General features: G+C 39.7%; 24 protein-coding genes. 5 read left to right on the forward strand and 19 right to left on the reverse strand.

Annotated features, from left to right (window positions below; translation table 11 throughout):
- Nucleotides 1-23 precede the first annotated feature (23 nt).
- On the reverse strand, nucleotides 24-302 hold the full coding sequence (locus ACYSNO_RS03430) for a hypothetical protein (RefSeq protein WP_461729657.1): 279 nt from the start codon (nucleotides 300-302) through the stop codon (nucleotides 24-26).
- Nucleotides 303-711: 409 nt separating this feature from the next.
- Here ACYSNO_RS03430 and ACYSNO_RS03435 point away from each other — a divergent pair, with 409 nt between their 5' ends.
- Both ACYSNO_RS03435 and ACYSNO_RS03440 read left to right on the forward strand, forming a co-directional pair.
- Nucleotides 712-2,454 carry an ABC transporter ATP-binding protein gene (locus tag ACYSNO_RS03435; RefSeq protein ID WP_461729658.1) on the forward strand — a complete coding sequence of 581 codons (1,743 nt, stop codon included), beginning with the start codon at nucleotides 712-714 and terminating at the stop codon, nucleotides 2,452-2,454.
- A complete protein-coding gene (locus tag ACYSNO_RS03440; protein WP_461729659.1) occupies nucleotides 2,441-4,189 on the forward strand; it encodes an ABC transporter ATP-binding protein in 1,749 nt (582 codons plus the stop codon). The genes ACYSNO_RS03435 and ACYSNO_RS03440 overlap by 14 nt, the downstream gene beginning before the upstream one ends.
- 100 nt (nucleotides 4,190-4,289) lie before the next feature.
- Here the strand turns inward: ACYSNO_RS03440 and ACYSNO_RS03445 are convergent, their stop codons facing one another.
- From ACYSNO_RS03445 to ACYSNO_RS03490, 10 genes are all read right to left on the reverse strand, one after another.
- Nucleotides 4,290-4,574 (reverse strand): hypothetical protein, encoded by a 285-nt coding sequence (locus tag ACYSNO_RS03445; protein WP_461729660.1) that lies wholly within the window; start codon nucleotides 4,572-4,574, stop codon nucleotides 4,290-4,292.
- 254 nt (nucleotides 4,575-4,828) lie between these two features.
- Nucleotides 4,829-5,092, reverse strand: a complete 264-nt coding sequence (locus ACYSNO_RS03450; RefSeq protein ID WP_461729661.1) for a type B 50S ribosomal protein L31 — start codon at nucleotides 5,090-5,092, stop codon at nucleotides 4,829-4,831.
- 98 nt (nucleotides 5,093-5,190) lie between these two features.
- A complete protein-coding gene (rho, locus tag ACYSNO_RS03455) occupies nucleotides 5,191-6,486 on the reverse strand; it encodes a transcription termination factor Rho (RefSeq protein WP_461729662.1) in 1,296 nt (431 codons plus the stop codon).
- A 3-nt stretch (nucleotides 6,487-6,489) separates the two neighbouring features.
- The gene (locus tag ACYSNO_RS03460) at nucleotides 6,490-7,746 is read right to left on the reverse strand and encodes a UDP-N-acetylglucosamine 1-carboxyvinyltransferase (RefSeq protein ID WP_461729663.1); all 1,257 of its coding nucleotides are present in this window, start codon (nucleotides 7,744-7,746) and stop codon (nucleotides 6,490-6,492) included.
- A 299-nt stretch (nucleotides 7,747-8,045) separates the two neighbouring features.
- Nucleotides 8,046-8,915 (reverse strand): class II fructose-bisphosphate aldolase, encoded by an 870-nt coding sequence (locus ACYSNO_RS03465; protein WP_461729664.1) that lies wholly within the window; start codon nucleotides 8,913-8,915, stop codon nucleotides 8,046-8,048.
- Nucleotides 8,916-9,172: 257 nt separating this feature from the next.
- On the reverse strand, nucleotides 9,173-10,513 hold the full coding sequence (glnA, locus tag ACYSNO_RS03470) for a type I glutamate--ammonia ligase (protein ID WP_461729665.1): 1,341 nt from the start codon (nucleotides 10,511-10,513) through the stop codon (nucleotides 9,173-9,175).
- Nucleotides 10,514-10,546: 33 nt separating this feature from the next.
- Nucleotides 10,547-10,921, reverse strand: a complete 375-nt coding sequence (locus ACYSNO_RS03475; protein ID WP_461729666.1) for a MerR family transcriptional regulator — start codon at nucleotides 10,919-10,921, stop codon at nucleotides 10,547-10,549.
- 218 nt (nucleotides 10,922-11,139) lie between these two features.
- Nucleotides 11,140-12,390 carry a GTPase HflX gene (hflX, locus tag ACYSNO_RS03480; RefSeq protein ID WP_461729667.1) on the reverse strand — a complete coding sequence of 417 codons (1,251 nt, stop codon included), beginning with the start codon at nucleotides 12,388-12,390 and terminating at the stop codon, nucleotides 11,140-11,142.
- A 1-nt stretch (nucleotide 12,391) separates the two neighbouring features.
- A complete protein-coding gene (gene miaA, locus ACYSNO_RS03485; RefSeq protein ID WP_461729668.1) occupies nucleotides 12,392-13,315 on the reverse strand; it encodes a tRNA (adenosine(37)-N6)-dimethylallyltransferase MiaA in 924 nt (307 codons plus the stop codon).
- A gap of 27 nt (nucleotides 13,316-13,342) precedes the next feature.
- Entirely contained in the window at nucleotides 13,343-13,861 is a 519-nt protein-coding gene (locus tag ACYSNO_RS03490; protein WP_461729669.1) for a hypothetical protein, read from the reverse strand.
- A 200-nt stretch (nucleotides 13,862-14,061) separates the two neighbouring features.
- On the opposite strand from ACYSNO_RS03490, the gene clpP reads away from it, so the two are divergent.
- Complete coding sequence (clpP, locus tag ACYSNO_RS03495) at nucleotides 14,062-14,643, forward strand: ATP-dependent Clp endopeptidase proteolytic subunit ClpP (RefSeq protein WP_461729670.1); 582 nt, start codon at nucleotides 14,062-14,064, stop codon at nucleotides 14,641-14,643.
- 163 nt (nucleotides 14,644-14,806) lie between these two features.
- Here the strand turns inward: clpP and ACYSNO_RS03500 are convergent, their stop codons facing one another.
- From ACYSNO_RS03500 to ACYSNO_RS03510, 3 genes are all read right to left on the reverse strand, one after another.
- On the reverse strand, nucleotides 14,807-16,117 hold the full coding sequence (locus tag ACYSNO_RS03500) for a glucosaminidase domain-containing protein (protein WP_461729671.1): 1,311 nt from the start codon (nucleotides 16,115-16,117) through the stop codon (nucleotides 14,807-14,809).
- 202 nt (nucleotides 16,118-16,319) lie between these two features.
- Nucleotides 16,320-18,077 carry an ABC transporter ATP-binding protein gene (locus ACYSNO_RS03505; RefSeq protein WP_461729672.1) on the reverse strand — a complete coding sequence of 586 codons (1,758 nt, stop codon included), beginning with the start codon at nucleotides 18,075-18,077 and terminating at the stop codon, nucleotides 16,320-16,322.
- A complete protein-coding gene (locus tag ACYSNO_RS03510; protein ID WP_461729673.1) occupies nucleotides 18,074-19,807 on the reverse strand; it encodes an ABC transporter ATP-binding protein in 1,734 nt (577 codons plus the stop codon). Before ACYSNO_RS03510 ends, ACYSNO_RS03505 begins: the two co-directional genes overlap by 4 nt.
- Before the next feature lie 392 nt (nucleotides 19,808-20,199).
- Here ACYSNO_RS03510 and ACYSNO_RS03515 point away from each other — a divergent pair, with 392 nt between their 5' ends.
- Nucleotides 20,200-20,412: a DNA-directed RNA polymerase subunit epsilon gene (locus ACYSNO_RS03515; RefSeq protein WP_461729674.1), complete on the forward strand. Its 213-nt coding sequence runs from the start codon at nucleotides 20,200-20,202 to the stop codon at nucleotides 20,410-20,412.
- 1 nt (nucleotide 20,413) lies between these two features.
- Nucleotides 20,414-22,093, forward strand: a complete 1,680-nt coding sequence (gene rnjA / locus ACYSNO_RS03520) for a ribonuclease J1 (RefSeq protein WP_461729675.1) — start codon at nucleotides 20,414-20,416, stop codon at nucleotides 22,091-22,093.
- A gap of 105 nt (nucleotides 22,094-22,198) precedes the next feature.
- Here rnjA and ACYSNO_RS03525 read toward each other — a convergent pair whose 3' ends face one another.
- The 5 genes from ACYSNO_RS03525 to ACYSNO_RS03545 form a co-directional block, all read right to left on the reverse strand.
- Entirely contained in the window at nucleotides 22,199-22,399 is a 201-nt protein-coding gene (locus ACYSNO_RS03525) for a cold-shock protein (protein ID WP_461729676.1), read from the reverse strand.
- A gap of 164 nt (nucleotides 22,400-22,563) precedes the next feature.
- Entirely contained in the window at nucleotides 22,564-23,253 is a 690-nt protein-coding gene (radC, locus tag ACYSNO_RS03530) for a RadC family protein (RefSeq protein WP_461729677.1), read from the reverse strand.
- A gap of 50 nt (nucleotides 23,254-23,303) precedes the next feature.
- Complete coding sequence (locus ACYSNO_RS03535) at nucleotides 23,304-23,966, reverse strand: HAD family hydrolase (RefSeq protein WP_461729678.1); 663 nt, start codon at nucleotides 23,964-23,966, stop codon at nucleotides 23,304-23,306.
- 11 nt (nucleotides 23,967-23,977) lie between these two features.
- Nucleotides 23,978-25,282, reverse strand: coding sequence for a bifunctional folylpolyglutamate synthase/dihydrofolate synthase (locus tag ACYSNO_RS03540; RefSeq protein ID WP_461729679.1), 1,305 nt, complete (start codon nucleotides 25,280-25,282; stop codon nucleotides 23,978-23,980).
- 140 nt (nucleotides 25,283-25,422) lie between these two features.
- Nucleotides 25,423-26,637, reverse strand: a complete 1,215-nt coding sequence (locus ACYSNO_RS03545) for a hypothetical protein (protein ID WP_461729680.1) — start codon at nucleotides 26,635-26,637, stop codon at nucleotides 25,423-25,425.
- Nucleotides 26,638-26,658: the final 21 nt, after the last annotated feature.

Consider the following 26,658-nt stretch of genomic DNA (forward strand, 5'->3'; position numbering starts at 1 on the left):
AATAATGCACGAGAAACGCCCCTTCAGCCTAGAATATCATCATTTTCTAATAATGCCTTTAAGGTAAAAAAATCATTTTCTGTATACACATTAAAACGCTTTTTCTGTCGATTTTGAATCACTAAGATGTAATGCTTTTGCCCCTTATCCAATGATTGATCGTATTGTTCATAGGTAACCATTGGATTTAACCTCATCAAGCGAGAAATGAGATCATCAACGGATTCATAGCTTTCGATACTTTCAAATCGATCACTTTTCTTTTGCTTTAATTGTGCAATCATTTCATGCATGCTAATCATTCTTTGTATTTTCCTTTCCGATTTCTTTTTTTCATTTTAACACAATTAAAATAACAATTTCATTTTCCTCTTCTCTTTTTCTTGTTTTCTTTTAAAACTTTTTTAATTTTTAGACTTTACAAGGAGAAAAATATGTAGTAAATTGAAACTATCAAAAATTTAAGGAAGGAGTTTTCAAAATGAAATTACATTTAATCCAAAATAACACGACCTATCAATTTCATATGAATCATCGAACTCCTTTACAAGTAGGTAATCTTTTAGAGGGCTAGCTTTTTTGGCTACCGCTTTTTATTAGTAAACATTTATGCCTCGTTTTGTTCAGTCGGCCGATGGACAAAACGAGGCTTTTTTGTGCACTTTTTTACCCCTTTTTTTGAAAATTATAGAAAATATGAGGAATTCTTTTATGTTAAAAGCTTTTTGGTCTTATATTAAACAACACCCTTATTTGTATAGCGTAATCACTCTTTTCGCTTTGCTTTCATCTGTCCTGGCGATCGTTCCTAATTACTTGATTCAACGTTTTATTGATGCGATGGTGAATCAAACACTCACGCAACAAAATTTAAGCAGTTATTTGGGCATCTTTGCGCTTAGTATCCTCTTGATTTATCTCGTTGACATCACTTGGGTCGTCCTTTTATTCAGTCAATGCTATCACTATCAAAAATCTTTGCGCACGCAATTGTATCAACGTCTATTGCAGCTTCGAACCCCTTTTTATGAGCGCTTTCGCTCGGGTGATTTAATGACTCGAATGACAAGCGATATTGAAGCACTCGGTGATACCATCGGTTATGGTTTTATGTTAATTGTCTCAAACGGTACTTGGGCAGTCAGTATTCTAGCCATCATGATGCTCACGATTTCTTGGAAGGCCGCACTTGCTAGCACAGTGCCACTTTTCTTCTTCGCTTGGTCGATTCTCAAGTTGTGGACAAAAATTGATGTCCTTTACGAGGCCAACCGGGATGCCGTCGCAACCTTAAGTAATGAAGTCTTAGAAGTTGTTGATGGGGTTCGTGTGATGCGTGCCTATGGAAAAAAGGAACTCGAGCAAAGACGCTTTCAGTCTCGCACAGCCGAAGTTTCAGAAAAAGCAAATTTACTAATGGCTTATAACGGTGCTGTTTTGCCCATTGCTCGTTTTTTTACAGGACTTAGCATGGCAATTGGTTTAACCTACAGCGGGTATTTAATTCACCTTGGTCAGATGACCGTTGGGGAACTCATCTCCTTTCAAATTTACTTAGGCATGTTGAGCGGCTCGATTTGGGGTCTTTCAGATATTGTACTTGTCTATCAACAAGGAAACATCTCTTACCGAAAAATTGAAGAAATCTTAACAGCCGATGACCTCGTAGAAAAAACTGGCAGTCACGACCTCTCAAAAATTGAAGAAATTGTCTTTTCTGATTATTCTTTTCAGTATCCAACGAGTCAAACACCAACCATCGAAAACATTGATTTGGTACTAAAGCAAGGTGAAACTTTAGGGATTGTTGGGCCTACAGGTAGTGGGAAAACAACATTGATTCGACAACTTCTCCGACAATATCCCGTCAGCAATCAAGGGCACTTAGCCATTAATGGAAAAAAAGTAGCCGACTATCAAATTGCGGACATAGAAAAACAGATTGGCTATGTGCCACAAGAGCATATTCTGTTTTCCAAAAATGTTGATTATAATATTCGCTTTGGCAAACACCAAGCGACGGCAGCCGAAGTGCTAGCAGTCATCGAATCGGCTGATTTTACCAAAGATGTGAATCGAATGGCGCAAGGGTTAGAGACCTTAATCGGTGAAAAGGGGGTTTCAATCTCTGGTGGTCAAAAGCAGCGGATTTCCATTGCTCGAGGCTTAATTCGCCAACCCGAATTGTTAATTCTCGATGATTCGCTTTCGGCCGTCGATGCCAAAACCGAGCAGGCAATTATAAAAAACATTCAAGAAATTCGACAAAACCAAACAACCATTATCATCACTCATCGACTTTCAGCCGTCGCTAAGGCCGAAAAAGTGATTGTGATGGATCAAGGAAAAATCATCGAATGTGGGACGCCTGAAGCCCTTTTAGAAAAAAAAGGCTGGTATTACCAGCAACATTTGAAACAACAATTGGAGGAAACAAGTAATGAAAACCTTTAGACGCCTTTTAAGTTACTTAAAAGACGAACCGCTTTTTTATAGTTTGAGTTTTATTCTTTCCATTTTCTCTGCGGGGACGGTCATTTATTCACCCATGATTGGAAAAGAAATCATCGACGCCATCTCAAAAAGTGTCGAAAACCAGCAACAGCTGCCCCCCGCATTTCTGATTCAAAAATTCGGTTGGTTTATGCTGATTACCATACTGAGTGCCATAACCGGTTATTTTAGCCAACTCCTTTTTTCTTATGCATCGAACCGAGTTGGTAAGAGAATTCGCGATGCCGCGCATGAAAAAATGCAGCAATTACCGATTTCTTATTTTGACGATAAACCAGCTGGAAAAATTTCAGCTAGGATTGTCAACGATACCGAAGTCATCCGTAATCATTTTTACCAAAATTTTAGTAGTCAAGTGTTGCTAAACACATTGATGGTCATTGGGACTTATCTTGCACTTTTTCTTGTTAGTCGCCAAGTTGGACTCGCCCTCCTATTCTTGCTCCCTTTCTTTATTCTTTGGCAATTTTTTTACGTACGTTTTTCCACCCCTTTAAATAAAAATTGGCGTGAAATTGTGAGTGAATTAAATAGCCTAACCGCCGAAATTATCCAAGGTGTTTCGATTGTCCAGCTTTTCCATCAGCAAGTGAGTATGCTAGAAGAATTTGAAGAAAAAAATCAAGCTTGGCTCGACAATCGTGTGCGGACCATACGCTTAGACGGGATTTTTTCTTGGGATTTTTCCACTTTTATTAAGAATATCGTCACCTTTTGTCTTTTACTCTATTTGGGAACCCAATTTACAAACGGTGTGTTAGGGTATTCGATGGGAACAATTTTTATTTTAATCAATTATATTTCAAGTCTTTTCGATCCCATCTTAAACTTAGTTCGTATCATGCCAACACTCCAACAGTCACTAGCAGCAGGTGAACGTGTCTTCGAGCTACTAGATGAAGCAAACGAAATCGACAGTGACTTGCCGCTTCACTTTTTAAAAGGGGAGATCCAGTTTGAGCATGTCACCTTTGGTTATGAGGCAACAGCTCCCGTATTAAAAGAGATTCACTTTCATGTCCGTCCAGGAGAAACCGTCGGATTGGTTGGACATACTGGTTCTGGAAAAAGTTCGTTAATTAACTTACTCTTTCGTTTTTATGATCCTCAAAAAGGGAGCATTTTGATCGATAAGCAACCCATTCAACAATGCAACCGAGAAAGTGTTCGTGAACAAATGGGGATTGTTTTACAAGAGCCTTATCTCTTTAGTGGTACCATTGGGAGTAACGTCAGTATGCAAGATGAAACCATTACAGAAGCAATGATTGTCTCTGCTTTACAAAAAGTTGGGGCCCAACCCTTGCTTGATAAATTGCCAAAGGGAATTCATGAAGAAGTCATTGAAAAAGGCCAATCGCTTTCTTCCGGTGAACGACAATTAATTGCTTTTGCACGAACGTTAGCCAAAAATCCCAAGATTCTGATTTTAGATGAAGCCACTTCTCATATTGATACGGAAACCGAGGAGATTATTCAAAACGCGATGAATGTTGTCAAAGAAGGACGAACGACCTTTATAATTGCGCATCGACTCTCCACGATACAGCAGGCTGACCAGATTTTACTGCTTGACCAAGGCGTCATTCGAGAACAAGGTACGCACGAAGAACTCCTAGCACTCAATGGACAATATGCCGAAATGTACCATCTCCAGACGAACGCTGCGCGGTAAAATCCTTACGTTTCACGGAATGATTGCAAGCATGAAAAAGAAGATTTGATTGGAAAAACATCCTCATCAAATCTTCTTTTTTTTTACTCCTTGTCAACATTTAGTCGACAAATTCAATCTTTTCTTCCGCAGGTACCAGTTCAAACGTTCCGATAGTGACAAAGCTGGGGGCACTATCGAAAAAATGAAAATGAAGCGTATTGGCAATGTTGAGCATAGAATCCGCTTTCACATAGTCATAAGAACCTGCAATCGGATGTTGTTCTTCCAAGGCCCAATCGTACAAATCATTTTTGACACCATTAATATACACGACACCATCGACCACACAAACAGCCATCTCCACGCCGAAACGTTTTCCTTGTGCGATAATTTTTGCTTGCATTTGCTTAACCTCCAAATTTTATCTATGGCTCCAACCATTTCTTCCTATGAATGGTCCTCTTGCCTTAACATAGCAAAAATTTCGGTCGTTTGGTCCATCAAGCTTGTCGGATTTCGAGTCATTTTTTTATAACCGATTCAATGAATGAAATAGTACTTGTCTGTCAAAAAAGTGAGAGCTTAATTGCTACAAGCAAACGCAATCGACAAAAAAAGAGCTCCCTCGTAAAAGGTAAGCTCTTTTCAATTTTTTGATTATTCTGCAGCGTTTGCGTCTTTGAGACCGTATTTTTTGTTGAAACGATCCACACGTCCGTCTGCTTGAGTGAATTTTTGACGACCTGTATAGAACGGGTGTGAGTCAGAAGTCACCTCAACACGGATAACTGGGTATGTATTACCATCTTCCCACTCGATTGTTTCAGATGATTTTTTTGTTGATCCTGACAAGAATTTAAAACCTGTCGTTGAGTCTAGGAATACCACTGGATGGTACTCTGGATGAATATTTGGTTTCATAATGCTTTCTCTCCTTTGCCCTGATCCATTTGCTGAACCAGAGTTGATTTTGAAATTTACAACAAGAACATCTTAACACGTTTCGTTTTTAGATGCAATTATCTTTTTTTAATTCGTTTCGTTATTTTTTCTCCGAAGGATAACTCATTGATTGTCTGCAAGAATGCTTCATTACTCTTCGTCTTTTTCATTAACTGAACAAACTGCTCCGTATACTCTAAAGACTCTCCTTGCATGTTGTTGCGTAGTTTCCAAGTATCTTCTAATTGCTCAGATGTCATTAATAAGTCTTCTTTACGCGTGCTTGATTTTTTCAAGTCAATGGCCGGGAAAATGCGCCGTTCCGCTAGTTGTCTAGATAAATGGAGTTCCATGTTCCCGGTACCTTTGAATTCTTCAAAAATGACATCATCCATGCGACTACCTGTATCAACTAAAGCTGTGGCCAAAATCGTCAAACTACCGCCTTCTTCAATATTTCGAGCAGCACCAAAGAATTTCTTAGGCTTGTATAAAGCTGCGGGATCGATCCCACCACTTAACGTCCGACCACTTGGAGGGACAACTAAGTTATAGGCTCGGGCCAAACGCGTCAAACTATCCATTAAGATCACGACATCACGCTTATCTTCCACCAAACGCATCGCTCGTTCTAACACAAGTTCTGCCACTCGTGTATGGTTGCTTGGCTGCAAATCAAAAGTTGATGAGACAATATCTCCTTTAATGCTTCGCTCGAGATCGGTTACTTCTTCTGGACGTTCATCAATAAGCAAAACAATCAATTCTACTTCGGGGTGATTTTCTGTAATGCCATTGGCTATTTCTTTTAGAATACTTGTTTTTCCGGCTTTGGGTGGCGCAACAATTAGCCCACGTTGCCCGTAACCAATTGGGGAAAACAAATCAATCATACGCGTCGATAGTCGCCCGGTTGTGGTCTCTAATTGAATTTTACGATCGGGGTATAAGGGCGTCAAAGCTGGGAAATGTGGACGTTCTTTGGCTTCTTCCGGATTTTTCCCATTGACACTTTCTACATGCATCAAACCATAGTAACGTTCAGATTCTTTTGGTGGGCGTGCTTTTCCGGCCACCTTGTCGCCATTTCGCAAGCCAAAACGACGAATTTGCGAAGTCGATATATAAATGTCTTCCGCACTCGGACCATAGTTAATCGGACGTAAAAAGCCATACCCTTCTTGACCGATAATGTCTAAAATTCCTTCCATGTAAAAGAACCCTTGTTTTTCCGCTTGCGCTCGAATGACTGCTAAGGAGAGTTCCTTTTTATTCATTTGGCTGTAATACGGAATCTTTAATTCTTTTGCATAGGTGTAGATTTCTTTTAAGGTACGATGTTCGAGCTCTGCCATTGTTAAATAATCAGCCATCTACTACTCCTCAATCATTTTAATCTCTGCTCCTAAAGCAGTTAATTTTTCAATAATATGGTCATATCCTCTTAAAATATGATCGACTTTACTAATTTTTGTCGTTCCTTTTGCCATTAAACCAGCAATAACTAAACAGGCACCTGCTCGTAAATCCGAAGCCATCACTTCTGTTCCTTGTAACTCACTCTCACCATTCACGACAACCATTGATCCTTCAATGCTTGCTTTTGCACCCATCCGAATCAATTCTGGGATATGATTAACCCGTTTTGGATAAATCGTATCGACGACTTCTGAAGTCCCTTGTGCTTTAAGTAATAACGGAGTGAGTGGTTGTTGCAAGTCCGTTGCAAAACCTGGATAAGGATACGTTTTTAGGGAAATCGGCTTTAGGTCCTTCGCTGGATGGACGTAGATACTATCTTCACCAATATCCATCTTCACGCCCATTTCTTGTAACTTCGCAATAAAACTATCCAGGTGTTCGTAAATCACATTTTTCACAGTTACCCCATTGCCAACAGCCGCTGCTAAGGCTAGGTAGGTTCCAGATTCAATCCGGTCAGGAATAATGGAGTGACGGCAACCGTGCAGCGCTTCGACTCCATCAATCCGAATTTCATTGGTTCCTGCTCCACGAATTTTTGCCCCCATATTATTTAATAAAGTGGCAACATCGATAATTTCAGGTTCTCTGGCCGCATTTTCAATAATCGTCCGACCCTTGGCACGAACGGCTGCAAAGATGACATTAATCGTCGCACCAATTGAAACCATATCCATAAAAATACGTGTCCCAACGAGTCCGTCACCACTACGCAAATACATCGCACCGTGTTCATTGGTGACTTGTGCGCCGAGCGCTTCAAATCCTTTAATATGGAGGTTGATTGGACGAGGACCTAGGTTACAACCACCAGGTAGACCAACCACGCCTTCGCCAAACTTGCCAAGCAAAGCACCCATAAAATAATACGACGCTCGTAAGCTATTGATTTTCCCCGTTGGCATCGGAATGGAAGCAATTTCTGTTGGATCAATTTCTAAACGATTGTTTTCAAATTTGGTTTTCACACCCATGATTTCTAAAATTTCAATTAATGAATGGACGTCCTGAATGTCAGGGACTCCTTCTAAAGTTACCGGTGAGTCGGCCAAAATTGCTGCAGGGATTAAGGCCACGACACTATTTTTTGCACCACTAATCGTTACTTCTCCTGTTAGTGGCTTATTACCTTCAATTATTATTTTTTTCATCAAATTTCACCTATTTATTTTCAATTAATTATTTCAATCTTTACTATTTTAGCATATTTACTGAAAAGAAAAAAGGTACGCGTGTTTTCCTTCACGCAGCCCATTCCTTCTTCCGTTTTTGTTTATCTTTTCCAGTCAAAAGGTGTGTGCCTTTTAGAAACTGGAAAGACCATCGAACCATTCTTTTCGCTGGTCTTTCCAATGACGAAATGGATTCCTTTTTAGATTTCATTCCACAGACATGGTTGTAATAAAAGAAGGCCATGACGATTGTCACAGCCCCAAAAATATTTATAAAATTATGCTTTGTTCGCTGAACCGAATAAATCGATGTGCGCTTCCGCTTCTCTAACGATCGCTGCTTTCCCTGGTGCTAATAATTGACGAGGGTCAAATCCTTTGCCTTCTAAATCTTTACCAGCTTCAATGTATTCGCGAGTTGCTTTCGCAAAAACAACTTGGAACTCTGTGTTTACGTTAATTTTTGAAACACCCATTGAGATTGCTTTTGAAATTTGGTCTGCAGGAATTCCTGAACCACCATGTAAAACTAATGGCATATCTTCGCCAACTGCATTTGCAATTGCTTGTAAGTGGTCAAATGCTAAACCAGCCCAGTTTGAAGGGTATGCGCCGTGGATGTTTCCAATTCCACATGCTAGGAAGTCAATACCTGTGTTCGCAATTTGTACACACTCATCGATATCTGCTAATTCACCAGTACCAACGACTCCATCTTCTTCTCCACCAATTGAACCTACTTCACACTCAACAGAAACGCCTTTTGCATGTGCTTTTGCAACAACGTCTTTTGCTAATTTTAAGTTTTCTTCGAAAGGTAAATGAGAACCATCAAACATAACTGAAGTGTAACCTGCTTCAATACACGCAAGTGCTGCTTCATAATCACCATGGTCTAAGTGTAGAGCCACTGGAACAGTGATGTTCATTGATTCCATTAATTCTTTCACCATGCTTACAACTAATTTGTAACCACCCATGTATTTTGCTGCACCCATTGATGTTTGGATTAAAACTGGCGCATTTTTCGCTTGTGCCGATTGTAAGATCGCTTGCGTCCACTCTAAGTTGTTTGTGTTGTAAGCTCCAACTGCATAGCCGCCTTTACGAGCTGCCTGTAAGATTTCAGTTCCTGATACTAATGGCATAATAATTTCCTCCTAGTTTTTAGCTAAACTTATTTGTCAAGATTCTTGCATCTCAACTAACGCCTTTATTCTAGCAAAGTTTCGAAACTTTTACTAGTCTATCTGAAGATTTTACTTGTTTTTTCATAATCTCTTTGCATTCGTTCGATTCTTCTTAGAAAACTTTCAGAAAAAACCGCATTGCTTTTGTTGGCACTTTCATCAAAACTGACGCAAAAAGAGGCGTTGGCATGCACCTCGCCTCTTTGCTTTCTTTCTTAGTACAATTCCAAGTATTGCTCTCTTTCCCACTCAGAAACAGTTTGACGATAAGCCGCCCATTCCATTCGTTTGGCTTCATTAAAGTTACCATAAATATGTTGGCCAAGCGCTTCAATCATCACGGGATCTTTTCTCAATGCTTTAATCGCGTTGTGAATCGTCGATGGCAGGTCATAAATCTGCGCCGCTTCACGCTCTTCTTCAGTCATCACATAAATATTGCGATCAACCGCAGGTGGTGGGGTCAATTTCCGACGGATGCCATCAAGTCCAGCTTCTAACAAGACTGCCATCGCTAAATAAGGATTGGCCGTAGGATCAACTGAACGCAATTCCACTCGAGTTGATAACCCTCGTGCTTCCGGAATCCGAATAAGCGGGGAGCGATTGTGTCCGGACCAAGCAACATAAACAGGTGCTTCAAAACCAGGAACTAAACGTTTATACGAATTGACGGTTGGATTACAAACGGCCGTAAAAGCACGCGCGTGTTCCAACAACCCTGCCATAAATTGGTAGGCCACTTGACTGAGTTGCATCTCTCCTTTTGGATCGAAAAAGGCATTCTTTTTCCCCTTAAACAAAGACATATTGCAATGCATCCCAGAACCTGCAATCCCATACAATGGTTTCGCCATAAAGGTTGCGTGCAATCCGTGCTTACGAGCGATCGTTTTCACAACCAATTTAAACGTTTGAATGTTATCACATGCTTCAATTACATCGGCATACTTAAAATCAATTTCGTGTTGTCCTGGTGCCGTTTCATGGTGTGAGGCTTCTACTTCAAAGCCCATTTTCTCTAATTCCAGCACGATATCTCGTCGACAATTTTCACCTAAATCCATGGGAGAAAAATCAAAATATCCAGCTTTATCATTAAGGTCTGTTGTAATTTCTCCATTCTCGTCTAACTTAAAGAGAAAAAATTCAGGTTCTGGACCTAAATTAAAGGAGGTAAAGCCAAGAGTCTCCATCCCTTTTAAGACACGCTTTAAATTTCCGCGAGGGTCGCCTGCAAAGGGGGTACCATCTGGGTTGTAAATATCGCAAATCAAACGTGCAACTTTTCCATGCTGATTTTCCCAAGGGAAGATTAACCAGGTCGTTAAATCTGGATATAAGAACATATCGCTTTCTTCAATTCGGACAAATCCTTCAATTGAAGAGCCATCGAACATCATTTTTTTATCAAGTACTTTTTGTAATTGACTAATTGGCACTTCCACGTTTTTAATCGTTCCCATGATATCAGTAAACATTAAACGTAAAAAATGCACATTTTCTTCTTTGGCATTTTGGATAATTTCGGCAGCAGTATAGTCAACTCTTGGCATATTTTTCCATCCTCTTTCATGTCGGTTAAAATTTTATATTCTTGGATTCTTTTGGAAGGGATTGCTTTGTGACAACCCTCCTTGAGAGAGTAACTCATCATAGAAAATCCGACGAACGTCTTTATCCGTCAGTGGCTGTTTTACTTTCGCTTCTTTTTCTTCTTCCTTCATCTTATAGAGCTTTTTAATACCAGCCATATTTAATCCATCTGAGAGGTAATCTTTAATTTCAAGTAAGACATCAATGTCATTTAAAGAATACATTCGGCGATTCCCTTCACTTCTCTCGGGGTGAATCAAATCTTGTTCCTCATAATAACGAATTTGTCGCGCTGTTAAATCAGTCAACTTCATGACTGTTCCAATTGGAAAAACAGACATCGAACGTCGTAATTCCTTTTCTTGCATGATAGCCTTCCTCGTCTGACATATTTAAGGTTTTTTTCTTCCGACTTTCCAGGAAAACCTTAGCAACCTTTTTTATTTTCTAGTCATTCTAAAAAAAATATACCAAGACCTTCCTTGCTTGTCAACCTCTTATGTCAGCTTTTCTAACATCAATTCTTTGTTTTTTTTAAAATAAAAAACAAGCAGTCAAAAGGACTACTTGTTCCATTTTTTCAACGTCATGCTTCCATACGTCGCATCGCATAAGAATGCGGCAAAGCAAAGCCTTTGACTAAATATACTTGTTCTTCTTCATTAAAATCGGACGAAAGTAATAGCGACTCTCTTTGCAATAAGCTTAATAGATTTCCCTCACTTGGCGCTAAAGTCAAGGTGTAAGGTTGTAATATCTCCATTAAGGTCAGTTTGATGGCTTGCGTTAACTGTTCCTTTCCTCGAAGACTTTTAGCGGAAATCAAAACACTCGGAAAGAGCGTTGGGACAAATTGCAATGGATCTGTTTGGTCCGCTTTATTATAGACTGTTAAAACAGGAATTTCATTCAATGAAAGTTCATCCATTAATTGCAAGACCGTTTCTTCGTGTTGTTGTCGATTTTCAGAACTTGCATCAACGACATGTAAGAGCAAATCCATGCTTTTACTTTCTTCTAGCGTCGAATGAAAGGCGCTAATTAATTGCGTTGGTAAATCTTGAATGAAACCAACGGTATCTGTTAAGGTCACTTCAAACCCTTCTGGCAGTCGCCACTTTTTCGTCAGCGGATCAAGCGTCGCAAATAATAAATCTTCTTCATAAGTTTCTGCCTTAGTGAGCAAATTTAAAATTGTTGACTTGCCAGCATTCGTGTAGCCAATCAGGCCGATTTGAAAGGTCTCGTTGTCTTGGCGTTTTTGACGGGTGCGTGACCGGTGGGCTTCCACTTCTTTTAATTCTCGCTTGATGATTGTCACTTTTGTACGAATGTGTCGGCGATCCGTTTCTAACTTGGTTTCTCCTGGCCCTCGGGTACCTATTCCTCCACCTAGACGAGAAAGCATCTTTCCTTGCCCCATTAAACGTGGCAACAAGTATTCTAATTGCGCAAGCTCGACTTGAAGCTTCCCTTCTTTTGAACGAGCGCGCATGGCAAAAATATCTAAGATCACTTGTACGCGATCAATCACCGGTACACCCAAGGCATCGCCAATATTTTGACTTTGTCTTGGAGTTAATTCATGATTAAAAATGACTAAATTTGCTTCATGTTCTTCAATCAAAGCACTTAACTCTGCCATCTTCCCTTTACCAACCACTGTTTTGCGATCAATCTGTGGTCTTTTTTGGCTTAAAGAAAAAACAACTTCGCCTGCAGCCGTCTTCGTTAAGTTTTTTAGTTCTAACATTGATTCTTCAAAATATTTATAGTTTTCTTCCGTTTCGACTCCAACGATAATCACTCGTTCTTTTTCTTGTTTTGTTTGTGTCATCTCATTCACTTCCTTTCAACCATTCTTCGATTTGATTTTCCAACTGCGCAAACGATTCCGGGTTTAAAATAAAATCAAACCACTTTGGCGCCATTCGATTACGAAACCATGTTAATTGTCGTTTGGCATAGCGACGAGAATGCAATTGAATGGTTTCAATGACCGAGTCTAGTGAGACTTCCCCTTCAAAATATGGGAAAAACTCTTGGTAACCGATTCCTAAGGCTGCCTGCGTGCCTGGAAATGGTAGTAAAGTTCTTGCCTCTTCTAGCAAACCATTCTCGAGCATCTGAACGACTCGTTGGTTGATTCGTTCATAGAGTAACGCTCGATCGGTCGTTAAACCGATTAAAAAGTCGTCATACAATTTTTTGGGGGTTTCTTTCGGTGCCAAAATACTTTGCCCTGTCAGTTCAAAAACTTCCAACGCCCGAATAACCTTCCGTTGATTATTAAAATGAATTTTTTCAGCTGCGAGAGGATCACGTGCTTGTAGTAACTCCCATAAAGCCACAGCGCCTTTTTCTTCTCCATATTTGGTATATGTTTTTCTTAGTTCCGAATTTTCTGGACTTGATTGTTTCCCTAATTGATAGTCGTAAATTAAGGCCTGTACGTAAAGCCCTGTTCCACCAACTACGATAGGCAATTTCCCTCGTTGTGAAATTTCCTCAATTTTTTCACGTGCCATCTTTTGAAAATCGGCAACGGTATAGGTTTGATCCATTTCATAAAGATCGATTAAGTGGTGTGGAACGCCCATTGCTTCCTCTTTTGTAACTTTGGCGGTCCCGATATCTAGTCCTCGAAAAACTTGCATGGAATCGGCATTAATAATTTCACCATTGTATTTTTTTGCTAATTCGATACTCAGTGCCGTCTTCCCTACGGCAGTCGGACCGACAATTACCATTATTTTTTTCATTCTTTTCCTCAAATCTTCACACTAGGTTTAGAGTGTTTTTTTAAACAACGTCAAAGGTTCATCCGTTAAATTTTTCAATTGTACTTTTCTTTCATAAATCATTTCTGTAATTGTGTCTGATAATTGTTCAATCAAGACACGCCCACCTTTGAACGTATAACCGCCTAAAGAAACGGTTTCAGCCGGTGAGAGTACCGCTTTTCTAGTTGAAATCTGTTTGAAGAACTCATCTAAAAAATAATTTGGCAAATAAAAACTATTATGTGCAGCAAAAGATTGTAAGTAAATGTAATCATCTACCGTAATATAACAATCGTCAAACGCATCAAAACTGACATATTCAGCCATCGTAATCGTCCGTTTTTCCAAGATTTCAATTATTTTTTTATTTAATGCCAATAATGTTTCAATTTCTTTCACCTTATGCTCCAACAAGCGTTGTTTTTTTTCTTTTCTTTCGAGATAATTCATTTGAATCGAAAAAGCAATAAGCATCAATGCTGCTCCGACGACGACCCCACTTGTGCCAATTAAAAACATTGCCATTTCAGCTGTTCCCTCCCTTTCTTAACCTTCTTTCATTCTACCATATCTTCTTGCTTTTTATAATCTTTTTCATTTGACCTTTATTGACCTTTCCGTTATAATTTCAGTTAGCTAAATGACAGTTTTCTCTATTTAATCGACAATTAATGTGATATGCTAGAGTTAAAATTTAGCAAAAACTATCAAGGAGGATTTTTCCTATGAATTTAATTCCAACAGTTATCGAACAATCATCTCGTGGTGAAAGAGCCTACGACATCTATTCACGTTTATTAAAAGATCGCATCATTATGTTAAGTGGTCCAGTGACCGATGATTTGGCAAATACAATCATTGCTCAATTACTTTTCCTTGATGCCCAAGATTCTGAAAAAGACATCTATGTATACATCAATTCACCTGGTGGAAGTGTCACAGCTGGTCTAGCAATTTTTGATACCATGAATTTTGTGAAAGCCGATGTACAAACCATCGTGATGGGAATGGCTGCATCAATGGGGAGCTTCCTGCTAGCTGCCGGAACGAAAGGCAAACGCTTTGCTTTACCAAATGCAGAAGTAATGATTCATCAACCGTTAGGTGGCGCTCAAGGACAAGCAACCGAAATTGAAATTGCCGCTCGCCACATTTTAAAAACACGCGATCGCTTAAATAAAATTTTAGCAGAACGCACGGGACAACCGATTGAAATCATCGAAAAAGACACCGATCGTGACAACTTTATGTCAGCAGAAGAAGCAAAAGCATACGGTCTAGTCGACGAAGTGATGACTACAAAATAAGAAAGAACAAATGCCACAAGTTCCTTGAATTCAAGCGGACTTGTGGCATTTGTTTATCTTCTACTCCCAATCCTTCAAAAAAGGGAGGGCGTACCCGATTTTTCAACTGTTGACAATTCATTCCTTTACAAAAAAAGCAGCATTTTTTCTTTCCATTTTTTATCTAATCATATTGGGTCAAGTCCCAGTGTTCGATAATTTGATTCAATTTTTGAGCATATTGAGGATCCGTTGCATACTTCCCTGTTAAAGCTTCCGTCGCTTCTTGGTAAGTCGTTGCGACATTACGCCAAGTGCCTCGGTAAAAATGCGGATCCCAATTGACCCCTTCTGCAATTTTTTTAGCATAATCTTCCAGGGAATCTTTGGCTGTCGCGTATTTCCTAAAGGAAGCTGGTAGCAAGACCCGCTGGCCGTTGATTACTTCATCTGAGGCAATTTCGTATCGTTCAAATTTCCCTTCATCCACACCGACAGTAAATTTCATCCCGTAAAAATTATTGGCTTCTTGCGTCAATTGGCTGGCGCCATAACCAGATTCCAAAATTGCCTGGGCAATCATCACTGAAGGATAAAGATTGTATTCACGGCCCAAAATGACCGCATCTTGCGCTAACCGGTCGACAAAGGCTTGTTTGCTACTAAAGGTCATCGCTTGAAAGGGCTGCGAAACAGTCACTGAACTCGTTGTGTCCCTTTGGACTCTCCCATTCGCTCCACGTGCCATCCCTCCCATCAAATGCTGGCGAAAGTCTTCACTTAAGCGAACGGTCGCAGTTCTCGTTTCCATCGGTGGAACCAAGGTCTCCGTTGTTTCATTTGTAACCAAGTCCTTTGTTTCCTCGTCTTTTTCTTCTTTTGGGACGGACTTGGAAGGTTCGTCTACCACAGAAGGCGTTATAGAAACTGCTTGGGCTGTATGTTTTTCTTCCGTCGCTTTTTGATCAAGCAGCCCTAGGAGTTGCTGCTGCTCATCTTCTATTTCATAATAGGTGGTACCATTAAAATGATGGTAGGCGCCTTTAATCCGTACTTTTTGACCTAGCAATTCCTCTGATTGTTTCTTTTCTTCCCAATCAAAGTTTGCATAAATGGGATACCCCACGTGATGAATGGTTTTCCTTTGAACTAAAGGTTGCTTCACACCTTCGGGTTGTTCTCCAGCTAATGTCACACTTGAAGCCTGAACATACCCCATTGCTTGGCGTTCTTTATTTTCTAACAGATAATAAGTCGAAATGCCCCGAGTATACGAGCGAGAAATAAAAAAGGTTTGATTTAAAGAGACAAAAGTTTCTTGTGCTTTTGCCCCATCTAATGATTCTAAGATGCGAAAGTGTTCATACGTAATCGTGCCGTATTGATTGACCGTCGCTTCTTGGTACTTTGTTTGCGCATGAAAATCTCTTGCTCCACCAAAAACAATCCCTAGACTCCAAAGGACCACCAACGTAACATTTATTTTCTTTTTCAATCGTTTTATTCCCCCGCTTCCTTCGAAACTCTTCTCCTTCATTATACAAGATATTCAAAAGAGATGGTCTCATTTTCATAAAAAAGAACACGAAATGAAAAGACTCTTACTTCCTTTTAACCAAAAAACATGAACGGCAAAAGGAGCGAAGCACGACGATGCGCTTCTTTCTCTTTTTATCCGTTCATGTATCATTTTTTTCTTATTCTGCTTCTTCTGAAAATTGACTATTATACAGATTCGCATAAAAGCCATTCGCCGCTAATAAAGTTGTATGGTTCCCTTGTTCAATAATTGAACCTTTATCCATCACTAAAATTAAATCCGCATCACGAATCGTTGATAAGCGGTGGGCAATCACAAAGCTGGTCCGGCCTTCCATCACCTTGTCCATTGCTTTTTGAATGAGCGCTTCCAGTCGTGTATCAACCGAGCTCGTAGCCTCGTCTAAAATTAAAATTTTCGGATCAGAAATAACGGCTCGAGCAATTGTCATCAATTGTTTTTGACCAAGTGAGACGTTATCTCCCTCCGCATTAATTAACATGTCATACCCTTCAGGCATCGTGCGGATAAAATGGTCGACATTGGCCGTTTTCGCTGCATCGACCACTTCATAATCGGTTGCATCCAGTTTCCCAAATCGAATATTATCAGCGATGGTTCCTTCATACAACCAAGCGTCTTGTAAGACCATACCAAATAGCGAGCGAACATCGCTTCTTGCCATCTTCTTCGTATCGACGCCATCAATTTTAATCGCACCCGCATTTACATCATAAAAGCGCATCAGTAAATTAATCAAGGTTGTTTTTCCTGCACCCGTCGGTCCGACAATTGCAACGGTTTGCCCAGCTTTTACAGTAAAATTCAAGTTTTGAATGAGTGGTTTTTCTGGTGCATAAGCAAAATCAACCGCTTCAAAAGTGACCTCTCCATGAAACACTTCTGGTAACGCAATATCAACTTCATTTTCAACTTCTTCTAATTCATCTAAAATTTCAAAGACACGTTTGGCAGAAGCTGAAGCACTTTGTAAAACACCTGATAATTGCGTAATATTCCCCATCGGTTGGCTCACTTGCCAGATGTATTGAATGAAAGCTTGCAGTTGCCCCACAACAATCACCCCGCCAATGACATAATAGCTTCCTAAAACGGCGACCACAATGTACGCTAGGTAGGCTGTTAACTGAACAAGCGGCATCATCAACCCTGATATAAAGGCTGCTCGAAACCCATAATATTGTAATTTATGATTCGATTGTTTAAATCCTTCGAGTGCTTCTTTTTCACGCCCATACACTTTTAGGACACTAAAACCTGTCATGTTTTCTTGCACATAACCATTCATCTCGCCTAAAGCGTTTTGCATGTTGTTAAAATAAGGCTGCGATTTGCTTACGATTGCTTTTGAAATCAAAAGAGAAGCGGGAATCATAATCATTGCTAACAAAGCCATCTTCGAATTGATATAAAACATCATCCCTAAAGCAATGGCAATACTTAAAATCGCATTCACAATTCCGATTAAGGCTTGTTGCATCGCCCCACTCACTGCGTCCACATCATTTGTCACACGCGACAAGATATTTCCTTGTTGGTTTCTATCAAAATAGGAAACAGGCAAACGATTGATTTTTGTTTCTAAATCTTGCCGTAAATCTTTCATCGCCGATTGCACCACATTGGTAATGAGTACACCTGCGAGGAGTTGGGCAATTCCATAGCCTAATCCGATGAAAAAGATCCACAGAAGCGTCTGTTTAATATAAGCAAAATTAATTCCAGTACCTTCTGAAACATTTTTCGCAAGTTCCGTCGTTGGTAACCCAGACACATATGGAAGTAACCCACTGAAAACAACGGTAGCAACTGTAAAAAATAGGACGAAAAAGAAGGCGATTCGATAAGGTTTGAGATAATTTGCTAATCGTTTAAAAGAAGAAAAGTTTTTCATTTGGCTAATTCCTCCTCTGACAATTGTGATGCTGCAATATCATAATAAATTGGGCAAGTTGCCAATAACTCCTTGTGCGTCCCTACACCGACAACATCTCCTTCATTTAATACAATAATTTTATCTGCATCCATAATCGTTCCTACGCGTTGGGCAACAATCAAGGTCGTGGACTCTTTCGTTTCTTGACGCAAACGCTCCCGTAAACGAGCATCGGTTGCATAGTCTAGCGCGGAAAAACTATCATCAAAAATAAAGATCTCTGGTTGTCGAATAACGGCACGCGCAATTGCTAAGCGTTGTTTTTGACCACCTGAAAAATTACTACCCCCTTCTGATACGAAGGTGTCTAGTCCATCCGGTAATCCCATGACAAAATCGGTGGCTTGCGCAATTGCTAATGCTCGATGCATCTCTTCTTCCGTCGCGTCTTCTTTTCCGTAACGTAAGTTCTCCGCAATTGTTCCAGTAAACAGCAAGGCTTTTTGCGGAATATAGCCGATTTTTTGACGAAGGGCAGCCAGTTTATAAGCTCGTACATCATGCCCGTCAATTTTGACACTTCCTTGACTGACATCATAAAAACGCGGAATCAATTGAATCAATGTCGATTTTCCGCTTCCGGTACTACCGATAAAGGCAACCGTTTCACCAGGGTTTGCGGTAAAACTAATTTGACGAATCACCGGCGTCTGAGAAGGTCCTGGATAAGCAAATGTCACCTTTTCAAAAGTGATCACGCCTTTTGTCGCAGTCGTTTCAATTCCATCTACTGGGTCCTTAATTAAAGGCTGGGCATCAAACGCTTCTTGAATTCTTCCAGCTGAGACCGCTGCACGTGGATACATCATAAAGACAGTTGCAAATAGCATGAATGAGAATAAAGCATGGAAAATATACTCAATAAAAGCAATTAAATCACCGACTTGCAAGTCACCTGCATCGATTTGAACACTTCCCGACCAAATAATTAAGACCATTACGATATTAAACAAGAAAAAGAAGGCCGGCTGTGCCACGGACATCAAACGGAAGAGTCTTTTCGAACTCGTCGTATACGCCGCATTGACTTTTTCAAAACGCTTCTCCTCAAATTTCTCATTAACAAAAGCACGAACCACGCGTAGCCCTGATAAGTTCTCCCGTAAAATTCCATTAATTCGGTCTAAGTTCTTTTGCTGCATTTTTGAAATTGGCTCAGAATAAACAGCAATTGCCACGACCCCTCCTAGTAAAAAGGGTAATGAACCGAGTACATACCACCCAAGAGAAGGACTCGTTCTGACAACCATATACAAGCTGACAATAAACATCATCGGCGCAGTAAAACCAATCCGCAAAATATTTTGCATAAATAGCATGATTTGATAAGCGTCATTGGTCACACGTGTAATTAATGAAGAAACGCCAATTTCTTCATACTCGTTATGTGAATACTCCTGCACTTTTTCAAATAAGTCGTCCCTGATATCAGCAATCATATTTGTTGTGATTTTTGACGTCACAAATCCTAGTAGGATATTTAAAGACACACCAACCAAGACAATCACGAACATCAAAATCCCCATTTGTTTCACATAGCCCATATCTTTCGGCACAATGCCGTTGTCAATCATGGTTGCGAGTAGAGTTGGTAATCCCAATTCAACTAAAATAAAACCAAAGACACAAAAAAAGTTAAATAATAGTAATTTTTTTTGCTTCATTGCATAACGCCACATTAATTTCAAATAAAAACCTCCCTAATCATTTCATTCTTCTCTTATTCTAACTATAACAAAACTCTTGAAGGGGATAAAGCTTTTTCAGAAAGTTGTCTGCTTCTTTTCTTGCAAAGATGATTGTCTCATCTACACAACTCCATTCTATACTTCTTTTGCTTTCTATGATAAAATAAAAACAAATCCTGTATGGACATACAGAAACGTTCGGTTGAATTTTTTTAAAATGAAGCAATCAGAAAGTGTAGACGAGACTTTCTCTTTTTTCTCACGTTAAATGTCTGAAAAAAGCCCATTCAAGTTTTTCATTGACTGAAAAGGTCTAAACGATGATGACCTTCATTTTGGTGCGTTAAAATTCAAACCTTAAAAACTGCCCAGCAGATAAAGGAGAGTATCACATGATTTATAAAGTTTTTTACCAAGAGAGAAAAGATCAAAACCCAAAAAGAGAACAAACACAATCTCTTTATATTGAAGCAGAAACAGAAGTTCTTGCACGTCAATTAGTTGAGGATAATACCCCATATAATATCGAATATCTTCAACTATTAGAAGGCAATCACTTAGCTTACGAAAAAGAAAACACTGACTTCATTTTGACGGAGTTTTAAAATGAAAGTCTCCCTAAAAAACAACGAAACTGGTGTTTTTGGCATCGGTGGTTTAGGTGAAATCGGGAAAAACTGTTATGGGGTTCAATTCCAAGATGAGATCATCCTAATTGATGCAGGAATTAAGTTTCCTGAAGACGAATTGCTCGGGATTGACTATGTGATTTCCGACTACAGTTACATTGTACAAAATTTATCCAAAGTAAAAGGCCTGGTCATTACCCATGGCCACGAAGACCATATCGGTGGTATTCCTTACCTATTACGACAAGCGAATATTCCGATTTATGCGGGCCCGCTAGCCCTTGCCTTGATTACAAACAAACTAGATGAACATGGCTTGTTGCGCGATGCTACCCTCCATGAAATTAACGAAGACAGCATCATTCGTTTTCGTAAAACCTCGGTTAGTTTCTTTCGTACGACGCACAGTATCCCTGAAGCCCTTGGTGTTGTTGTTAAAACACCTTCAGGAAACATTGTGGCAACCGGCGATTTCAAATTTGACTTTACTCCAGTAGGTGAACCAGCCGACTTGCATAAGATGGCGCGGATTGGAGAAGAAGGCGTTTTGTGTCTATTATCAGATAGTACGAATGCAGAAATTCCTACTTTTACAAAATCTGAAAAAACAATTGGTTCTTCCATTACCCGAATTTTTGAAAAGATTGAAGGTCGTGTTATTTTTGCCAGCTTTGCTTCAAACATCTTCCGCCTACAACAAGCCGCAGATGCAGCAGTGGCAACCGGTAGAAAAATTGCAGTCTTTGGACGAAGCATGGAAAACGCGATTGTCAATGGACAAAACCTCGGCTACATTAAAGTTCCTAAAGGCACCTTCGTAGATGCTTCTGAAATTAATCGTTTACCTGCAAATGAAACAATGATTTTATGTACAGGCTCACAAGGAGAGCCAATGGCGGCTTTGAGTCGGATTGCTAATGGTACACACCGACAAATTCAAATTCACCCAGACGATACCGTCATTTTTTCAAGCTCACCCATTCCGGGAAATACCAAAAGTGTCAACCATTTAATTAACTTACTTTTAGAAGCAGGCGCGGAAGTCATCCACGGGAAATTAAATAATATTCACACTTCTGGTCACGGTGGACAAGAAGAACAAAAATTAATGCTACGTTTAATGAATCCGAAATTTTTTATGCCCGTTCACGGTGAGTTTCGTATGTTAAAAATTCACACCCAATTGGCACAAGATACCGGCGTACCAGAAGAAAATTGCTTCATTATGGAAAATGGCGATCTGCTGGCATTGACAGCAGATACCGCTCGGATTGCTGGACATTTCAATGCAAATGACGTTTATGTTGATGGTAGTGGCATTGGAGATATTGGCAATGTCGTCTTAAAAGATCGCCGGATTCTTTCAGAAGAAGGTTTAGTCCTCGCGGTAGCAACGGTTGATATTGAAAGCAAAGAAATTTTAGCTGGTCCAGATATCCTATCACGTGGATTTGTTTACATGCGTGAATCCGGTGAAATGATTAGTGAAGGACAGACGGTTTTATTCAATAGCTTACGCGAAGCCTTGCAACAACCAAATTGTACCGAATATAAATTAAGAGAAGCAATGTCTGCTGCTCTACAACCTTTCTTATTCGAAAAAACCGAAAGACATCCAATGATTTTATCAATGGTAATGACGCCCGATCAAGCATAAAAAGAACAAAGATGAGCCCGTAAATCAAAGCTCGTCTTTGTTCTTTTTTCTTTAGCTATAAAAAAAGAAACGCAGATTATTATCTACGCTTCTTTTGTTAAATTCTTATGCTTTGTTAACGTTTGTTGCTTGAGGACCACGATCTGAGTCTTCAACATCAAATATTACAGCTTGGCCTTCTTCTAAAGTTTTGAATCCGTCACCTTGGATTGCTGAGAAGTGTACGAATACATCGCTACCATCTTCGCGAGAAATAAAACCAAAACCTTTTTCTGCGTTAAACCATTTTACTGTTCCATTTTCCATGAATATAACCTCCTAGTGCTGATGCACAATAATAATTCGTAAGCTTTGCTCGTCATACACATAGAGGTCAAATCTTTCATTTTAACTCCTACTTGCGAAACAAAATTACATCTACTATTCTACACGTATGTTCAATATTTTGCAACCTTGGAATTCATTCTTTTTTAATGTTCCCAAAATCCTTCTTCTCTTAAACTCACATAACTCTGATCACCAATCACCAAATGGTCCAATAATTCAATTCCCATCATCTCGCCGCATTCTTTTAAACGTCGGGTAAATTGTCGGTCGTTCATCGAAGGTTCAGGATTTCCGGATGGATGATTGTGCGCACAAATAATCCGAGCGGCACTATAGCGAACCGCCACGCGAAAAATTTCACGTGGATGCGCAATACTCTGATTGAGCGACCCAATAAACAACGTCTGTCTGTGAATGATTTCGTTTTTTGTATTTAAATACAAACATAGCAAGTGTTCCTGTTGGTAGTCTTTTAATTCTTCCATTAATTGATACGCTAAATCCATACTCGTTCGTACACTTCCGTACTTAGGTTGCAGTGACTGATGGATGCGACGCCCAAATTCCATCATTGCCTTTAGCTCAATTGCTTTAATCGCTCCAATCCCTCGAACTTCTTGTAATTCATTTAAAGAGGCTGCTTTTAAGTCGTATAAACTGGGAAAAGCGGCTAGCAGTAAGCCGGACAACTCCATCACGTTATAGGGAGCGGAACCCGTTCGCAATAAAATTGCTAATAACTCTTGATTGGAAAGCGCTTGTTCTCCATACTCTAACAATCTCTCTCGTGGCAAAGAACTTTTCGGGATTGTCCGCATTAATTTTTCGCTCATATAAAAACTCCTTTACGTATTTTCAAACTAACATACGCAAAGGAGTTCCTTTATTTTATGATAAAATGAGGGACTTCTAACAAACTCGGTAAAACTTTTGTAATTTTCGCTTCCAAATCTGGTGTAGGTAACACTAAATCAGGAACCATCACCACATCGATCCCCGCTCCATGAGCCGCCAATACGCCGTTTCTAGAATCTTCTAGAATCAATATTTCCTTTTGTGGCAAAGCTAAAAAACGGTGCGCTTTTTTAAATATTTCTGGATCTGGTTTTGCTCGTTGCACGTCTTCAAAAGAAAAAATCGTTTCGAATTCGTCGATAATTCCTGCTTTTTTTAACAAAATATCAATCAGACGTCGCTGATTACTCGAAGCAATCACTTTGGCGACTTGGTGTTGATTTAAGAAAGTCAGTAACTCCAAAACCCCCTCTTTTAAATCTGCTTCGCCGGCTTCAAACATTTCCACACTCCGATTAAAAATAGCGACAATAAATTGATCTACTTTTTCTGACCCAAAATCTTCATCGTAGAGGTCATGGTAAACGACCCACAATTCTTCGTCACTGATTCCAATGTAACGATGATAAATGCTTTGATCATAAGGGATACCCATAAGATTCGCAATCTCTTGTGTCGCTTGATAATAAAGACGTTCCGTATCAAATAACAAACCATCTAAATCAAAAATCACACCTTGGTATTTTTTCATTTTTTGCTCCTTTATAAGCTTAATAAGTATTGACGGATTTCAGAGACAAAATAAAGAGAACCTGTAATTAAAATGACATCTTCTGGCGTACTTTTTTCTAATAAATCTGCCAAACCAAATTTCCAAGAAGAAGCAATCGTTATTTTAAGAGGATTCGTTTCTTCGTAGTGTTTTTTTAATTGAATGGCTCGCGGATTATCAAACGTCGTCAGCACGATTTCACTTTTAGGGATGTGACATAAGGCTTGTAACATTTGCTGAATATCTTTGGTTTCTAAGGCTGAAAACAAAATATAAATCCGGCGATTCGCAAAGGTCTTTTGCATATTCTCAACCAGTCGTTGCATCGCATGGACATTATGTGCGCCATCAAGAATCACAAGTGGTTCTTCTTGAATCCTTTCCATCCGAGCGGGCCACGCTGTCTTAGCTAACCCTTTTCGAATCATTTCAGGAAAGACTGGCAAGTCATTTAACTTACAGTAAGTATAAAACAATTCGATGGCTAAGCCGGCATTTTCCACTTGATGCGCTCCTAGAAGTGGCGTTTTCAAATCCTTCAACTTCCCACTCTCATTGTAAAAATCAAAGCGTTCGCCCCAAAGTGGATCCGGTTTGGGGTTGGCTACTTGATAGTCTGCTCCATAGAGTCGAATCGGTGCATCTAACGTCTTCGCACGCGCTTGAATAACGGTTCGCGCCTCTTCCACAATATTTCCTGTAACAAGCGGCGTATTTGGTTTAATAATCCCAGCTTTTTGACTAGCAACTTCGGCCAGTGTTTCGCCTAGTATATCTGTGTGGTCTAAACCAATCGTTGTGATTCCCGTTAATACAGGCTGGATGACATTGGTTGAATCCAGTAATCCACCTAGACCAACTTCAATAATGGCAACGTCCACTTTTTGACTGTAAAAATAATCCAACCCCATAACCGTCAGTAACTCAAATTCGGTAATGCCGCTAACCGCTTCTTGTTGATCAAGGATCGCAACAAGTGGTTGGTATTTTTGAACGAGCTGTAGCAAATCCTCATCTGGAATATAGCGACCATTTAAAGCGATTCGCTCGTTAAACACTTCGATGTAGGGTGAAGTAAACGTGCCCACATTTAAACCAACTTCTTGTAGCATTTGACTTAAATAACTGACAGTTGAACCTTTCCCGTTTGTCCCTGCAAGGTGAATCATTTTTAGTTTCTTCTCTGGATGATCCACCAATGCTAATAAGGCCTCTACTCTTTCTAGTCCTGGTCGAATACCAAAAGGTAAACGACCATGTATCCATTCAATGGCTTCTTCGATTGTCTCTACCACATTATCACCTCTTCGTCATTATACCAAACCCTTCTGGATTGTCACATGAAAAACATACATTCCCTCAGGTAACTGCTTGAATCATTGGGCTCATTATAAAAGAGCGAGGACGTCTTTCTCCCCACTCTTTTCTACTTCAACTAATGGGCAAACCAAATCGCTAAAGCGGAATTTGGATCGGCTGTTTCACATGTTTGCCAAGTCACGGTTGCTCCTTGAGATTTTAAAACACCGTAAGCATTGTCATCATTTGCAACATAGCGCATCACATGAAACACTGTATAGGTTTGCCCATGAATCACTACCGTATCGCCAATACCAATGTTCCAAATGGCACTGCCGGCACTACTTGCTTTTTCAACCAAGTAATGGGAAGGGTCATCTGACCACTGATAAATGTAAGGGGTCCACTGAGGTACAGCCCCTACTCCTGAAAAAGAACTTAAATCAAAGTGATAGCCTTTAAAGTTAAAGCCATCGGTTCTCGGAGAAGTGTCAAAGGGGGTTTCTGGTGAAGGAGAGGAAATAGCGGGTTCTTCCGAATTTGTTGGGGCATTTGGCTCCACGGTATTCTCGGTATTCTCGCTCTTCCGATCGAGAGTGATGTGAGTCGTATTTTGGCGCTGTTTTTCTGCTTCTTTTTGTCGTTCAAGTGTTCTCTTGAATGTCGTCAAATCTTCTTTATAAAGGGCTTGGACCGATTCTGGAACAACTTGTTCGACCATTTTTTTCAACGCACGATAATTTTTATCCGTGTAGCTCTTTTTGTTCTTCGCTAACCACTTTTCTACGGATTCCTTTGTTAAAATTTGTTCCGTTGCAAACGCGAGGACTTCTGCGGTTTCAGTCATGGATGGATTCACCTGATCCACTTGTTCAATTTGATTGGCAACCGATTCTATCTGTTGTTCGTCAACTTCGTCTTTAATTTTCACAGTCAGATCTATCCCTGATTCCGTTAAAATCTCTGCTTCAAATAAGGTTTGCTGCAGCTGATAAATCGTGACTAAACCATATAAATCTGCACGTTCTTCTTCAACTTTATTTACTCTTTCAACGACTTCCTTCGTATGCTTTTCAGGAATTTCTTTAGATTTTGTCTTTATCTTTTCTAATTGTCTGTCCAATCCCTCTAAATGATTTTTCGTTTGATCCATGACGACGATTTGATAAAGTTTTCCTTCTGATAGTGTATGAATCGAATCATCAATTGCCTCACCTTCACGAATCAATTGATTTTTTAAGTGAAGGTCTTTTGTAATCAATCGATAGGTAAAAAAGGTGAGTGCCAACCCTGAAATGACCAGTGCAATGACTAAAAATAGTGTCCGTTTCGTCATGTTTCCCTGTTTCATTTTTCTCATCCTTTCTTTCAA

This window comes from Enterococcus sp. LJL98 (assembly GCF_054871745.1).